This is a genomic window from Terrisporobacter glycolicus ATCC 14880 = DSM 1288 (assembly GCF_036812735.1).
GTDB lineage: Bacteria > Bacillota > Clostridia > Peptostreptococcales > Peptostreptococcaceae > Terrisporobacter > Terrisporobacter glycolicus.
Window position 1 is genome coordinate 565990 of record NZ_CP117523.1, and the last position, 15062, is coordinate 581051.

Here is a 15062-nt window from a genome sequence, read left to right on the forward strand (position 1 = left end):
AAATTTGTTTTATACATTATACTTATTATGCGAATTAGATAATAAAGGAGACTTATAGTGAATAGATTAAAATATACATTAATTCTTTTAACAATTTTAATATGTATATTGCCTAAAGATATATATGCATCTAAAATGATGAATTTTGAAAATATAACAATAGAAAATGGATTATCTCAAGCTACAGCGGAAACCATAATTCAGGACAGTAAAGGATATATATGGATAGGTACAAATGATGGGTTGAACAGATATAATGGAACCGATATAAAAGTTTTTAAGTATGAGGAGGATATTGAAAATAGTATTATAAGTAATTATATAACGGCTCTCGGGGAAGATAAGAATGGAAATCTGTGGGTAGGGACAGATGAAGGTTTGAGTAAAATAAATTTATCTGATTACTCTATAAAAAATTATCGATACTATAAAAATAATAAAGACAAGCCTTATTATGCTATTTTAACAATTTATGTAGATGATAAAGGTAAGGTATATATGGGTAATAATAATGGATTATATCTTTACGATGAAGAAGAAGATAGCTTCGATAAGATTCTAGGTTTAAAGGATAATATTAGTGATAAAAATATTTACTCAATAAATAAGGATTCACAAGGTGATTTATGGATAGGTACTGGTCAAGGAATAAATAAAATAGATGCTAAAACAAACAAAGTATCACAGTACACTATTGGAAAGATAAAAACTACTCAGTGGGGAAAGATATCATCTATAGTTTTTGATAATGAGAACAATTTATGGGTAGGAACTTCGGAACAAGGACTAAAAAAGATAGATTTAAAAAATAATAAAGTTAAATCTTTTAATATGGATGAAAATAATTCAAATAAATTGCAGTCTAATGCCATAAGAAAAATATTACAAGATAGAAGTGGACACATATGGATAGCAACTGAAAAAGGTCTAAGTAAACATATAAAAGGAGATACATTTGTTACGTATAAGAATAAAGATTATGATAATAGCACTTTGGCTAATAATATTGTGTTCACACTTATGGAAGATGACAGCGGATTAATTTGGGCAGGAACGTATACAGGAGTAAGTATATTTGATTCAAGAAATAAAATACAAATATACAAAAATGATCCTACAGAGGAGAATTCACTAAGCAATAATGTGGTAATGGGAGTTTATGAGGATGATGAAGGATTATTATGGATAGGTACTAGAGATAAAGGTTTAAACGTAATTGATAGAGAAAATGATAATATTACACATATTTATGAAGGAAATACTAAATATGATTTGAGTACAAATGCCATAAGTGTTATTAAGGGAAAAGGAAATATTATTTGGGTAGGAACTAGAAATGGTGTAAATAAAATAGATAAACGAAATAAAACTATTGAAAAATATACCACGGAGGATGGATTAATAGACAATAATATTAAGTCTTTATTTATAGATAGTAAAAATAATTTATGGATAGGAACACCAAAAGGGCTTAATATTTTAAATATAGAATCTGAAGAAGTTTTTGGAATGACAGATAAATTAATAAAAGCTGGAATCCAAGATCCATATATTCAAGAAATTTATGAAGATAAAGACGGTATTTTTTGGATTGGAGGGTACACTTCAGGAGGTCTTATTAAACTTGATCCAAGAAAAAATACAATAGAAACATTTAATAACTATAAAAGAGAATATGGTGATGAAGCCGTTGTGAATACCATAAGAAATATAGTAGAAGATGATAATAATAATCTTTGGATAGGAACTAATGATGGATTATTAAAGTTCAACAAGGACAAAAAAACATTCGAAGCTTATACTGAGAAGGATGGTCTAGCTAATAATATAGTTTATCAAATATTAGTAGATGAAGATAAAAACCTTTGGATGAGTACTAATAATGGTATTTCAAAATTTGATATTAATAATAATAGATTTACTAACTTAAGAAGTACAGATGGTCTTCAAAGTAACGAATTTAATGGAAATTCGGCATACAAATGTAAAAATGGAGATTTTGTATTTGGTGGAATCAAAGGATTAAATATTTTCAATCCAAAGGAAGTCTTACAAACGAACTATGAAGGAAGAGTGAATTTTGATAGCTTTGAAGTGGAAGGTGAAGACTATGAAAATATAGATGGTAAAGTTTTTAAATATGATGAAAATTTTATAAGAATTAAATATTTCCTTACTGATTACAGAAAAAATAATAACATTCAATATTATTATAAGTTAGAAGGGGCTAATGATGATTGGGTTCTTGTAAAAAATAATGAAGCTATATTTGGAGACTTAAAGCCTGGAAAATATAAATTTAGAATAAAATGTAGAAATAATAGTGGTGAGATGAGTGAAGAAAATAGTGTTAGCTTTACAATAAAGCCTCCTATTTGGAAAAGTAATATAGCAATTATTTTATACGTTATTATTGTTATGTTTTTATTATATAACAATAGAAATAAAATGAAAAAGCTTGATAAATTAGTAAATAAAAAAACAAGTCAATTAAATGATGAGATGGAAAAAAATAAGATTTTATATGAAAAAGTTATACAAGCTGAAAGAAGTAAAAATAATTATTTTATAAATTTATCACATGAACTTAGAACACCATTAAATGTAATAAACTCTATTGAACAGTTAATAAGAAGTATTTGTAACTCAGAAAAAGAGTTAACAAAAGATAAATTAGAAAGTTATATGGATATTATGAAAAGTAATACAGATAGATTACTAAATTTAATAAACAATATAATAGATACATCTAAAATAGAAAATGGAAAATATAAGCTTAATAAAGAAAAAAAGGATATAGTTTTTATTGTGGAAGAAGCAACTTTAAGTTTAAAAGAAAGTATAGAGTCTAGCGGTATAGACCTAATATTTGATACTGAAGTTGAAGAAAAAATAATTAACTGTGATAAATATGATATAGAAAGATGTATAGTAAACTTAGTAAGTAATGCTCAAAAATTTACACCAAAAGGTGGAAGTATAAGAGTTAATATAGAAGATTTAAAAGATTTTGTTAAGATTACTGTGGAAGATACAGGAATTGGAATAGAAAAAAAATATCATAATATAATCTTTGATAGGTTTAATCAAATTGTAGATGAACATGGTGAGAATAAAGGCGGAAGTGGATTAGGACTTACAATTACAAAGCATATAATTGATTTACATGAGGGTAGAATAAAAGTGGAAAGTGAAAAAAATAAAGGTACAAAATTTACAATAATTTTACCTGTAAAATAAAAAAAGCTGCTATTTAGCGGCTTTTTTTATAGATAACATATGTAAGGTTTTAACTAGAGATGTTACAACTAGAATTCCCAAAGAAATGGCACCACCAACAAATAAAACATCGGCTCCTTTTGCAATTGCCTGGTTATAATCATGTTGTACTAAATAAAGCATAGTATTATACATGCCAAGACCTGGAACTAAAGGAATGATACCAGGTATTATAAAAATTATTGCTGGTTGTCTTAATTTTCTGGCTAAAATCTCGCTAATATAAGAAACTAGCAAAGCAGCTATAAAGTTTGCTAATATATCATTTCCACTTAACTTAACCAAATAATAAAATACAGACCATCCAAGCCCACCTACAAATCCGCTAGATATAAGTGTAGATTTAGGAGCATTTAGAAAAATAGCAAAACCGACAGTAGCAAAAAATGAATATATAAAATGTAAATATAAAGGCATATCTGTCATTATAAACTTCCTCCTAGTCTTAGCCAAATATCTAAAATAATACCAACACCACATGCTATACTGACAGCTGTAACACCAGCATCAAAAGCACGTGCAACTCCAGAAATTAAGTCACCGGCAATTAAATCCCTAATTCCTTTTATAAAAGACACTCCTGGAAGAAGAGGCATAATAGAACCAACTATCAACAAAGCAGGTGTGGGAAGAATATCTATTTGAGACAAAATAACTCCAACAAGGGCTATAAAAGTTGATGATATAAGTGAAGAAAAGGCAGGTATAGTACTGACTTTCATCGTTTTTTTATAAATCATGACTGCTAATATAGATGTAATAAAAGTTGAAATAAAAGTAGGAATATTATTTCCTTGTAATAAAGTTGCAAAGAAGGCAGATCCTATTCCAGTAGAAAAACTTAAAACCCATGGAGTATAAGATGTAGTATTTATAATTTCTTTTAATTCTTTCATAGCATCTTGTACAGTCAGCTCAATATTAGTAACGTATTTTCTCGAAAAATTATTCAACATAGAAATTTTATTTAAATCTATAGATCTAGACTTTATTGTTCTCATAAATGAATATCCATCAAATCTATAATCAGATATAATTATAGCAGTTGGAGAGGTAAATACATTTACATGATTATAGTTTCTAGATTTACATATTCTAATGATAGTATCTTCTACACGATACGTTTCTGCACCATTTGTAAGCATAAGTTCACCAATAAATAGTGCTAATCGTAGTACATTTTTTTTGTTGTCAGGTTTAAACTCATTTTCCATGAAATTACCTCCTTAAGATGTCATGGTAAATAATAAAGTTAGTTATATCTATATTATGTAAAAGAGGAATATTCTAAACATGGAAAAGTTAATAATAAAAAAGTAAAATACATTATCCCATACTTTTATGGTATAGAAAGAATAAAGGAGCATATCATGTTTTTGGTCATATGCATGATGATTCCTTTACAAAAGAATTTCATATTATTAAAAAAGAGAAAAATTTATTTAATGCATGTGTAGAAATTAATAATTTTGAACCATGTACAATAGAGGAATTAATTAGTAATAATGATAGATTTTATAAAAAAACACTAAACTAAACAAAAATTTAATTTTGTTTAGTTTAGTGTTTGATTTATTTATACCAATTAGAGATAACGTCTATACTTTCTAAAGAAGGATAAAAGTTTTTATCATTGCCTTTTTGGCCTAAGGCAAAAATTGAAAATCCTTTTATATAATCTTTATTTTCAAAAACATTTCTGTAAGCTTCAAAGCATCTTCCTTGTTCAGCATTGTTATAAGTATTTGAAACTTGGCTATCCCAAGGATGAGAAGCAGCATGATCTTTTCTGGGAAATCCTAGTTCGCCAAAGAAAATTTCTTTTTTGTATTTAGTATGAAAATTTTCTATTTCTTTAATAATATTTTGATTTCTATTGTAAATAGTTGTGCAACTTAAAGCATTTATCAACTCATTTACTGTATTTTCAGCCTTGTCGCTTAGTTCGAAATAAGCTGCAATAGATATAAAATCTACTTGACTAAATAGTTTATTATTTAGCTTTTCATTATATTTATTTTTACTCTCTTCATCCCAGTAAGCAGTATACCACCAGGAGGTTTTGTAAGTTACTTGATTCTTAAAATTTTCTTTAGTAAGGTTTATAATATTACACCAGTTTTCTTCATATTTTTCTAATTTTGTAAAATTAGATCCTATAATCATGACATCAATATTATATATATTAGCTATATCTTCAATAATAGTACCTAATATATTTTCCCATTCTTCAAAAAATTTCGCCTTATCTTTAGGATCATATTCTGTTTCATAATCGCTACCATTGTTTATCCAAGGATAAGCTTCTAAAATAATTTTTATATTATTTTTTTTTAATAATTTAATCAATTGTATAGCTTTTTTCTTACTGTAATCATCAATAATCATTTCATTAGATGATAAGTTAGGTATTTTGATTACAATAGGTATATTAACGGTGTTAGCATCTGTAATTTTAATGTCTTTTAATACTTGTTCAATTTCATAATCTGTAGATAGATTTATGGATTTTATTTTATCAATAGAGTGAGAATTAGATTTAAATATACTAATTCCCACACCTAAAATTACAACTAAACATATTAAAGATAGTAATATATTTTTTTTCATACTTCACCTTACATTAATTTATATTTTCTTATTACTAATATTATAGATACAATTATTCCTAAGAATAAGAAAAAGGCTACTATAATAAATGTTTTTGATTGTTTACTTAAAGTCTTATTTTCTTTTACCTTTTCATTAGCTTCTTCTTTTGTGTTGAAACTTAAATCTTTCATATATCCATCAGCACCAAGTAAAAGAGTATCTCCTGTAAGTGATTTTGTAATAGTTAAGTCATTTAAGTAAGTATTACATAAACTTAAGTTGTTATTTACACCAGTTATAACAAGAATAGACTTTTTATTGTTATAAGGTGATTTAATAAACTGAACAGAGGTAAGTGTAGATGAAAAATTTCCTACAAATTTTATTTTATCATTAGACTCAAATCCATTGTAATTACTATTAAATTTTATATTTAGATTGTTATTTAAATCTTTTACTAGAGGGTTATTTGTGGGTGTACCAACAACAATTAGATTCTTATTTTTATCACTATTTTTTACTTCACTTTCTTTAATTATATTAATATTACCATTGTTATAATCAACATCTCTACCTAAATAAGAAATTATTCTGGCTAAATTGTTTAAATCTTTAGGATTTATATTGTTGGGAATAATTACAGTTAAATCATTAAATTGTTCATCCTTCACAAAGGGGAAAGGATATGAACGGAAATTTAAATCATCATTTTCTTTGTAATCAAAATCAACATAGGATTCATTTGAAATATATGCCCAAGGATTATCTGTATCTCTTGTTACACAGGCTACATCAAGAAGTTCTAAATTAAATACTACTTTTATTTGATAGTAGTTTTTATTTAATATTTCCTTTGGTAAGTTTAACTCTATAGAATCATTATTACTATTTTCTTTTGTTAATTTCTTACTTCCAATTGGAGTATCGTTAACATAAATAGTTACTAGTGATCTATCAAAATCTAAATTATCTGCGTATCTCATTTTAAAATTTAATTTTGAATTACTTGTAACTAAGTGACTTTTACTAGTGTTAATGTCCATAATAACTTCTTGAGAAAAAGGGCCTTTAACAAAAATATTTTCGTATCCTAAGTCTTTAAGATAAATCTTATTGCCATCTTCTTTTTTTATCAAATCATTAATATCTGTATTATCATAAACTGTAATACTATTTGAATTTAAATTTTCTATTAATTTATCGCTAGTAACAAGTTTACTAGCATTTTTTAGAAGTTTATCATTATTAGAGATTAAAATTAAAATATTTTTATTCTTATTAAAAGGTGATGCATCTTGCTTTATAACGCAACCTTTATCTAAATTGTTTTTTTCTTTTTTTGTCAAAAGGTTTAATATCTTCTTAGGTGTATTTTCTTCTTTTCCAATAAAAATAACATTATTATTCGTATTTTTGGAATCAGAATAAGTTTTTAAATCAAACTTAAAATCTTCAAGTTTTAGTTTTTTTCCAAAATCAGCTGCAACAGTCATTGCCGCGTTTAGTTCGCTGGAAGAGTATTTATCTGACACTAGTAATGTAGTATTTAATTGTACTCCATTATCAATATTTATAAATGTATTTTTATAGTCACTAATTAAATTTGAGTTTTTCTTGTAACTATATTCAATATTTATATTAGATTCTTTGTGCAATACTAGCCAATTGGCAGTATTAGAGTCATCTTTACATACTTTATCAGAGATAGTTTTGTAAGCTTTTATAGTTATATCATTATACCCAGTTTTAAGTAAATCTGTTGGTATATTAACAACTGTTTCTTTTTTATATTTTTTCTTTCCGTCCAGTTTTTGTGATTCTACTGGAGTATCATTAACTAATATAGTAATAGTAGAGTAATCCACATCTAATAATTCACTTTTAGTAAATACTAGATTTAATTTTGCTTTTTTTACATTCCAGTTATTTCCGATATTAAAAAATTTTTCGTTACTACTTATAACACCATTCATTTTGATATTGTCATCAAACTTATAAGTTTTAACATTGTTATTACTTTCAGCAAAACATATACCGCTACTCATAAAACTAATTAGTGTTGACATTATTATCGCTATTATTCTCATATGTTTTCTCCCTAAAACCTTTCTGTTTTATACCATTTTGCTTCTCTTTTGTGAATTGCATCAGAAAAATAACTAAACATACCTTTTAACGCAACTACTAACCACATTTGAGAGTAAGTAAAGTACATTAAAGCAACAAGGAAAATATTGCTTAAATCACCTTCTCCTTTTTCCATGGAAAGGGTAATACTTACTTGGACAATAAATAATATATAAGATAATATCCAAATAATTAGGAAATTAAATGGAATATTAATTTCTGTTAAATTAAACAAACTTAAAACAAAAATAATATCAGAAATTACTACAGATGTTAAAAATAAGAAATATACTGAGAAGAAGTATAATATATCAAATAAAATACGGTTTTGTTTTCCTTTAAATAAGTTAGTAATATATTTTACTAAAACATATATATTTCCCTTAACCCATCTTGTTCTTTGCTTTATCCAAACATTTATAGTTTCAGGTTCTTGTTCCCAAGTAACTGATTGAGGCACATAGGTTATTCTTTGGCCCATTTTATAAATTCTAAAGCTAATTTCTGTATCTTCGGCTATTGCTTTTGTATCCCATCCGCCTAGCTTTTCTATGGTGTTTCTCCTAAGAACAAAGTTTGTACCAGGAATTGTACAAAGACCTAATAACTGTCTTCTTCCTGCTTGGGCTATCCACTGAAAGCTTAGAGTTTCAATATTGATAAATTTAGTAAGCAGATTTTTATGTTTATTTCTTGTTCTAAACTTACCTATTACAGCTCCTAAAGAGTCATCTCTTACAATAGTTTGAATTAAATATCTAAGAGCTGTTTTTTCAGGTGTATTGTCAGCATCATATATTGCTATAAAATCACCTTTGGCAATTTGGTAGCCTATGTTTAGTGCATTGGATTTTCCTTTACCGCCAGTTATGTTATCAGTGTTAATTATAGTAAAGTTATACTTTGGGTATTTGATTTTAATACTTTGTAGTATATCTTTAGAATTATCAGATGAATTATCGTTTATTACTATAAGTTCCATTTTGTCTATAGGATAATCTAAGGCTAAAAGTGATTGTACTGTTTTTCCTATTACTTTACCTTCATTATGAGCTGGAACTAGTATAGAAACAAAAGGATATTCTTCAAGTTTTTCATCTTTAAATTTAAGACTTTTTAAATAGTAGGTATATCCACTAATAGCTAAGATAATATTTATAAGTAAAATAGTCCAAATGGAAACTAGAGAGAATAAGAATAAATAATCTACTAAACTTAAAATTTCCATTATTATCTCCTTTTAAATTTATTAATATTTATTTTTCTGAATATGATAAAAATTATTATGAATAATACTAAAATTACTGTTATAAAATTTATTACGACTTTGTCTATATCTTTAACCAAGATTTCAAATTTAGATTTTTCTTTATTTGTAGATAATGGCTTTGATTTATCATATGAAGATGAAATTATATTATTTTCAGAGATAATACTTATATCATCAATCTTTATATAATTATTTTCTTCTTTTAAATTTAGAAATTTAACATCTTCTTCTCTTAAAAATTCAATTATTTCTTTCAAATAATCCACGTCTAAATCAGGATTAAAGGAAAAACCACCATTATAACCTCTAACCATAGAAAGTTTTTTATAGTTTTCTTTTATTTTATCAACAGAGAATATATCTTCATCGTTAATATACCCTAAGTTTTCAGGTATTAAAATATTAAAAGCATCACTATTTTTTATAATATAAGGTGAGGTATAAGTAGCAAGTATTTCTTTATTACTATTATATTGTCCTATATATGTGGAAAAATATTTTTTCATTTCTTTATAATCAGCAATATTAAAATCCTGATCATCTGCCTCAAATGCTAATGGATAAATATCATTTTTTAAACAATGTCTTAATTCACTTATAAAACTATCTTTTTTATGTTTATAACCATGTAATACAACTGTTCCACCTTTGTTTTTCATATATTTGATTGTTTCAATAAACTCAGGTTTCATATTTAGAGTAATTGTTGATTTTGTTTTGGCATCTATATAAGTTGAAGCTAAAGAAATTATAAATGGAACGTTTTTTGAATAAAGATAGTCTGCCGATTCTTTTAGTTTTTTTATATCTTTAAGAGGGCTAACATCTTCAATTTTCACAAATATTTTTTCTTCACTATAATATTTTATATTAAAAAAATCATTTAAAGAATCCTCAAAAATAAACGAATTATTTAAATCCCATCTTGAAATGTAGTATAAATTATCTTCATTTATTATAAGAGGGTATGTATTATAGTTATCACTCATAGTAGATAGAGTTATAGATTTTTTTGAAGGCTTAATTATATTAAATAAGTAACCGGGTTCTATAAGTATGGAATCTTTATTATAAAATAACTTAGTAATATTAGTGTTTTGCTTATCATATGAAATGCTGTATTTATTGCTATAAGATAGAAAATCTTCAATTTTATTTTCTATCCAGTAAATTTTGTTTTTGTAATTATTTAAATCTTTAAAAAAATAATCGCTTTTAATATCATTTTCTATATTTAAAACAAATACATAGTCAAAATCATTCATGTATCCAGATTTATATTGATTTATATTTATTTTTTCTACTTTTTTATTAAAAGCATATAAGAGTTCATTTAAATAATTTACCTTATTTTCATTACTATTTATATTTTTTTCCATTTCATAAACAATTAAAGTTTTGTTTTCTATGGCATAAGAAGACAATGAAGAAGATAAAAAGAAAAACAGGGCTAAGAATAAAATTAAGCACTTATTTTTACACGTCATATTGAAGTTCCTCTTCAGCTAATATTTTAAACTCCATGGCACTTTTAATTTCTTTACTATATTGCAATACAGCTATTTTTACATCTATGTTTACATAGTCTTTATTTTCTTTTAATTTCAAGTTCAATTCTTCTATGTGATCTTTAATTCTATTTTTTACTATACTAGCTCCATATAAATCGGTTACGGACATTATAACAGCTAAAGTATCGTTTTCGAGAGTATACCTATCATCTTCATTTCTAGTAGAGTTAGTAATGACGTCAGAAATATCCTTGATTAATTTATTAGTTTTTGATTCACCAATAATTTTTCTTATTTCTTTATAATAAGGAAGTTTTATTAACATAAGAGTACAAGGTGTATTATGGCGACTAGATTTACTCATTTCTTTTTCTAAGTTCATATAAAATAATTTTATGTTTCCAAGACCCGTTTCTTTATCTATAGTTATTAAATCCTTATGATTTTTGATTAATCTAATATTAGACTGTTGTAGTGTATTAATATGGCTAGATAATTTCCCCATAGTGTATGATAATAGTGGAATAGAAACTAACCATACGTAAGAAATAAATTGTATTTCAACACCCTTTATAAGATTCATATAAAATATATAACTTGCATAGGAAAATACTATTATAGAACTAAGAATTAAACCTACAACTATACCTGATATATAAGTTATTATTACTGTGAAAAATGTTATGCAAAGCATAATGAAGTCAATCGTTGTGTTTGTTGTTTCTTTATTTATAACAAACAGAGAAACTACTAAAAATAGCTCAATTACTATACAAAGCATATATGAATCAATTTTTTTTAGTATTTTGTTCATGTAAAACTAACCTCCTTTAATACTTATAACTAGTATGCCTAAATTTCAAATAATTTTATAGATTTTTTTATATTATATTTAATAGAGTAAGTGTGTGTATTATATTAAAAATAATTATCTCTTAAGAGTTGAGCATTCTTTCTATTAACTAAATATTTTTTTAGTTCAGTTAGGCATAAAAATAAAATAGCTCGATTTTCAAACTCGTCTCTATCTTTAGGAAGAGGTTGAATTTTCATATCTTTATAAATCATATCTAAATCATTTAATAAATTAGTGACAGTATTTGATTCAAAAGAAGTATTACCAACTTTATTAATAAATATTGCAATTATATATCCTTGATAAGGAACGTAGCTTAGTCGAGAAACTAAGTCATATAGATTACTTAGAACATCTCTTTGACTTTTGATTATTTCCATATGTTCTAAAAAATACTGAGTATCACTTAGCAAATTGTTATTAATATTCTCATAAGCATCTTTTGTGCTATTATTTATTAATTTATTTAGCTCGTCTAAATTATGTTGAAAATAAATGTCTTTACATGGACCAATGATTATGTTGGAAATATCTATTAGAATCAAGCTAACTTGTTCTTGGAGTTTTTGTTGGCCAAAATATATTTTATGAAAATTAGAAGGCATAAACATATTGATTATTATACCTATACCAGCTCCAATTATAAAAAGACCTGTTTCATTTAATATCCAATAAATACTCATAGAACCTTGAAGTAAATAATGAGAGGCAATAACTACACACATAGCAATAACATTGCTAATTTTCAGTGCAAAACAAGTACCTATTGTAATAAATATGTATAATGAAAAAGCAAACAAATTATATCCTAATAAACGAAAACAAACATAAGAATAAATTGTACATAGTATAAATCCAAATAGTTTGCTCAAAGCTCCTGCTAAAGTTTCTTTTTTTGTATCTTTTACAACTAAAAGAGTGATTACTCCGGCTACAATTGAATATTGCAAATTAAATAAAGATGCAATAATAATAGCTAAGATACTTCCAAATGATAATTTAATTACCTTAATTGCATCTGTTTTGTTCAAATAAAAACCTCCTCATGAAATTATATAATTCATATTTTAGCACAAATATAGGGTGTTCATGAAGAAATTATACTGTATATTTTAAAGATATATGTACTTTTGATATATTTATATAATTATTTAAAAAAAGAGACAATAAATAATTAATAATATGAAATTTTAAAACCGTTTATTAACTGTATAAGGAGTCATACAAAGTTTATATATACATATATTTAGTACTAGCCCTTAAACATTTATCATAGGGAGGTATTATATATGATGCAAAAAATCAACAAATTAAATGTGATGAAATTTGCAGGTGCTTTTATAGCTTTTATTATTGGGTCTGGATTTGCAACAGGACAGGAGATTATGCAGTTTTTTACTTCTAATGGTTTAAATAGTTTAGTATCAATAGTTATAAGCTTGATTTTATTTACATATTTCGGAAGTACTGTTATGGAAGCTGGATACGATTACGGAGGTTATAAAAAATACAGACCATACAAATATTTTTGTGGAAATAAGGTAGGACTTTTTTATGAATATTTTGTACCAGTGTTATTGTTTATAAGCGTTATCGTTATGATATCAGGGGCTGGGGCAACACTACAAGAGTATTACGGATTAAATTATTATGTTGGTTGCGCTATGATGACGATATTAGTACTTATTGCTTTTATTTGTGGTTTAGATAGTCTTATTAATATAATTGGTTTTATTGGTCCTGTTATAGTTATTTTTTCTTTGATTGTAGGATTTACTATTTTAATTCAAAACTTAGATGGATTAAACAATATTTCACAGATAATGGTGGATGTTAATCTTAAAAAAGCAGGAGGAAACTGTATTAAGAGTGGTATATTATATGCATCATATAACATGGTAAGTGGATTATTTTTCTTTACGTCTCTTGGAAATAGTGCAGATACTAGAAGAGAAGCTAAGTATGGAGCTATTGTTGGAAGCCTATTATTGATGATAGTTATTTTAGTTATGAATTTTGCGTTGCTATCAAAAATAAAGGATATTTATAAATTATCCATACCAACTTTATATTTTGCAAAATCCATATCACCTATATTTGGTAAAGTTTTTTCTGTTGTTTTATTATGTGGTATTTTTTCAACAGCTGCACCAAATTTTTGGACAGTATGTGACAAAGTTTCAAAGGAAGGAAAGTACAATGCAAATATTATTGCCGTTATTATTTCAATTTTGGCTTTTTTCTTTGGATTATTTCCATTTGAAAAATTAGTGGGAAATGTATATCCATTTACAGGTATATTGGGAGTTGTCTTATTTATATGCATATGTCTAAAACAGATTAGTAAAAGAATTATATAATACATACATAAAAAATAAGTATAACTTCAGTTAATAAGTTATACTTATTTTTTTATTAATAAATCTTTCATAAAGTCAGATGTTTTGTATTTTTTCAAAATTTCTTTTAATGTTATTATTGAAGGAGTCATGATTTTATCCTTATGATGAACAAGTTTAAAGGATCTTTTTAATGTATTTAAATTAGTTTTTATAATCTGGATTTTGCCACATATGATATCTTCTTCAAAAGTATGTATAGATAGGAGGGATAAACAACCATCATCTAAAATAGCCCTTCTAATTGTATCTGTTGAACTAGCCTCATATACTAATTGTATTTGAATTTTATACTTATGTAAAATTTGTTCAAAAAATTCTCTTGTACCGCTGCCGTCTTCTCGCATAGCAAACCTTTGATTTTCCAAATCATACAATGTTATTTTCTCTTTTTTTGAAAGAGGATGATTATTATTACATAAGAGAACAAGATAATCATCGATTACAGGAGTAGTAACTAAATCTTGAGAATGAATTTCGCCTTCTACAATAGCAATATCTAAGTCAGATTCTAATAATTTTTTTTCAACCATAGTAGTATTATTAACATAAGCATAAGTGTTTACTTTAGGGGCAAGGCCATGAAATTCTTTTATTATTTTAGATAAAAGACAAGTTCCAACAGTTACAGAAGCACCTATGCGTAAATTTTCTATATGAAGATTATCATTCATTGTTTTCTCTAAATTATCAAATTGTTTAACTAATTGAGTTGCATATGAGAAAAGTTCTTTGCCAAAGGATGTTATATATAATTTTTTTGATAATCTTTCGAAGAGTTTTTGACCATAGTGATTTTCTAATTCACGAATAGCTTGACTTACTGTAGGTTGAGATATGAATAATCTTTGTGCAGCTAAGCTCATTTTACCTGTTCTTGCTACTTCAATAAAAATTCGTAAGTGTCTAATTGTCATAGAATTCCCCCTTTTTTATTAATAAATATGGTTAAATGATACTGATTATCTATAGGTTTTACCTATGTTTTTCATAAGATAATATCACTTTTAATAGTATATCACAAGTGC

The 15062-nt window shown here is 25.6% G+C and carries 12 protein-coding genes; 3 read left to right on the forward strand and 9 right to left on the reverse strand.

Annotation, left to right across the window (positions count from 1 at the left end; genetic code table 11):
• Nucleotides 1-57: 57 nt before the first annotated feature.
• A complete protein-coding gene (locus TEGL_RS02960) occupies nucleotides 58-3240 on the forward strand; it encodes a ligand-binding sensor domain-containing protein (RefSeq protein ID WP_018592387.1) in 3183 nt (1060 codons plus the stop codon).
• 9 nt (nucleotides 3241-3249) lie between these two features.
• Here the strand turns inward: TEGL_RS02960 and TEGL_RS02965 are convergent, their stop codons facing one another.
• Together TEGL_RS02965 and TEGL_RS02970 are read right to left on the reverse strand one after the other, a co-directional pair.
• Nucleotides 3250-3705 (reverse strand): threonine/serine exporter family protein, encoded by a 456-nt coding sequence (locus TEGL_RS02965; RefSeq protein ID WP_018592386.1) that lies wholly within the window; start codon nucleotides 3703-3705, stop codon nucleotides 3250-3252.
• Nucleotides 3705-4493, reverse strand: a complete 789-nt coding sequence (locus TEGL_RS02970; protein ID WP_018592385.1) for a threonine/serine ThrE exporter family protein — start codon at nucleotides 4491-4493, stop codon at nucleotides 3705-3707. The genes TEGL_RS02965 and TEGL_RS02970 overlap by 1 nt, the downstream gene beginning before the upstream one ends.
• 170 nt (nucleotides 4494-4663) lie before the next feature.
• On the opposite strand from TEGL_RS02970, the gene TEGL_RS02975 reads away from it, so the two are divergent.
• The gene (locus tag TEGL_RS02975) at nucleotides 4664-4816 is read left to right on the forward strand and encodes a hypothetical protein (RefSeq protein ID WP_018592384.1); all 153 of its coding nucleotides are present in this window, start codon (nucleotides 4664-4666) and stop codon (nucleotides 4814-4816) included.
• Nucleotides 4817-4851: 35 nt separating this feature from the next.
• On the opposite strand, the gene TEGL_RS02980 is transcribed toward TEGL_RS02975, so the two are convergent.
• The 6 genes from TEGL_RS02980 to TEGL_RS03005 all read right to left on the reverse strand — a co-directional run bounded on the left by TEGL_RS02980 (nucleotide 4852) and on the right by TEGL_RS03005 (nucleotide 12666).
• Entirely contained in the window at nucleotides 4852-5889 is a 1038-nt protein-coding gene (locus TEGL_RS02980; RefSeq protein ID WP_018592383.1) for a glycoside hydrolase family 113, read from the reverse strand.
• An 8-nt stretch (nucleotides 5890-5897) separates the two neighbouring features.
• Complete coding sequence (locus TEGL_RS02985) at nucleotides 5898-7958, reverse strand: cellulose biosynthesis cyclic di-GMP-binding regulatory protein BcsB (protein ID WP_018592382.1); 2061 nt, start codon at nucleotides 7956-7958, stop codon at nucleotides 5898-5900.
• A gap of 11 nt (nucleotides 7959-7969) precedes the next feature.
• Nucleotides 7970-9226, reverse strand: coding sequence for a glycosyltransferase (locus tag TEGL_RS02990; protein ID WP_018592381.1), 1257 nt, complete (start codon nucleotides 9224-9226; stop codon nucleotides 7970-7972).
• Between the two features lie 2 nt (nucleotides 9227-9228).
• Nucleotides 9229-10755 carry a DUF2334 domain-containing protein gene (locus tag TEGL_RS02995; protein ID WP_018592380.1) on the reverse strand — a complete coding sequence of 509 codons (1527 nt, stop codon included), beginning with the start codon at nucleotides 10753-10755 and terminating at the stop codon, nucleotides 9229-9231.
• On the reverse strand, nucleotides 10745-11593 hold the full coding sequence (locus tag TEGL_RS03000; RefSeq protein ID WP_018592379.1) for a GGDEF domain-containing protein: 849 nt from the start codon (nucleotides 11591-11593) through the stop codon (nucleotides 10745-10747). The genes TEGL_RS02995 and TEGL_RS03000 overlap by 11 nt, the downstream gene beginning before the upstream one ends.
• 104 nt (nucleotides 11594-11697) lie before the next feature.
• Nucleotides 11698-12666, reverse strand: a complete 969-nt coding sequence (locus TEGL_RS03005; protein WP_018592378.1) for an aromatic acid exporter family protein — start codon at nucleotides 12664-12666, stop codon at nucleotides 11698-11700.
• Between the two features lie 258 nt (nucleotides 12667-12924).
• Between TEGL_RS03005 and TEGL_RS03010 the strand changes: the two genes are divergently transcribed.
• Nucleotides 12925-13995 (forward strand): hypothetical protein, encoded by a 1071-nt coding sequence (locus TEGL_RS03010; protein WP_018592377.1) that lies wholly within the window; start codon nucleotides 12925-12927, stop codon nucleotides 13993-13995.
• Nucleotides 13996-14039: 44 nt separating this feature from the next.
• On the opposite strand, the gene TEGL_RS03015 is transcribed toward TEGL_RS03010, so the two are convergent.
• The gene (locus TEGL_RS03015; protein ID WP_018592376.1) at nucleotides 14040-14951 is read right to left on the reverse strand and encodes a LysR family transcriptional regulator; all 912 of its coding nucleotides are present in this window, start codon (nucleotides 14949-14951) and stop codon (nucleotides 14040-14042) included.
• Nucleotides 14952-15062 lie beyond the last annotated feature (111 nt).

Bases quoted from the DNA above. Each gene is read 5' to 3' on its own strand.
- TEGL_RS03000 (WP_018592379.1), bottom strand. From the start codon at position 11,593: ATGAACAAAATACTAAAAAAAATTGATTCATATATGCTTTGTATAGTA.
- TEGL_RS02985 (WP_018592382.1), bottom strand. From the start codon at position 7,958: ATGAGAATAATAGCGATAATAATGTCAACACTAATTAGTTTTATGAGT.
- TEGL_RS03010 (WP_018592377.1), top strand. From the start codon at position 12,925: ATGATGCAAAAAATCAACAAATTAAATGTGATGAAATTTGCAGGTGCT.
- TEGL_RS02965 (WP_018592386.1), bottom strand. From the start codon at position 3,705: ATGACAGATATGCCTTTATATTTACATTTTATATATTCATTTTTTGCT.
- TEGL_RS02990 (WP_018592381.1), bottom strand. From the start codon at position 9,226: ATGGAAATTTTAAGTTTAGTAGATTATTTATTCTTATTCTCTCTAGTT.
- TEGL_RS03015 (WP_018592376.1), bottom strand. From the start codon at position 14,951: ATGACAATTAGACACTTACGAATTTTTATTGAAGTAGCAAGAACAGGT.
- TEGL_RS02970 (WP_018592385.1), bottom strand. From the start codon at position 4,493: ATGGAAAATGAGTTTAAACCTGACAACAAAAAAAATGTACTACGATTA.
- TEGL_RS02995 (WP_018592380.1), bottom strand. From the start codon at position 10,755: ATGACGTGTAAAAATAAGTGCTTAATTTTATTCTTAGCCCTGTTTTTC.
- TEGL_RS02980 (WP_018592383.1), bottom strand. From the start codon at position 5,889: ATGAAAAAAAATATATTACTATCTTTAATATGTTTAGTTGTAATTTTA.
- TEGL_RS02975 (WP_018592384.1), top strand. From the start codon at position 4,664: ATGCATGATGATTCCTTTACAAAAGAATTTCATATTATTAAAAAAGAG.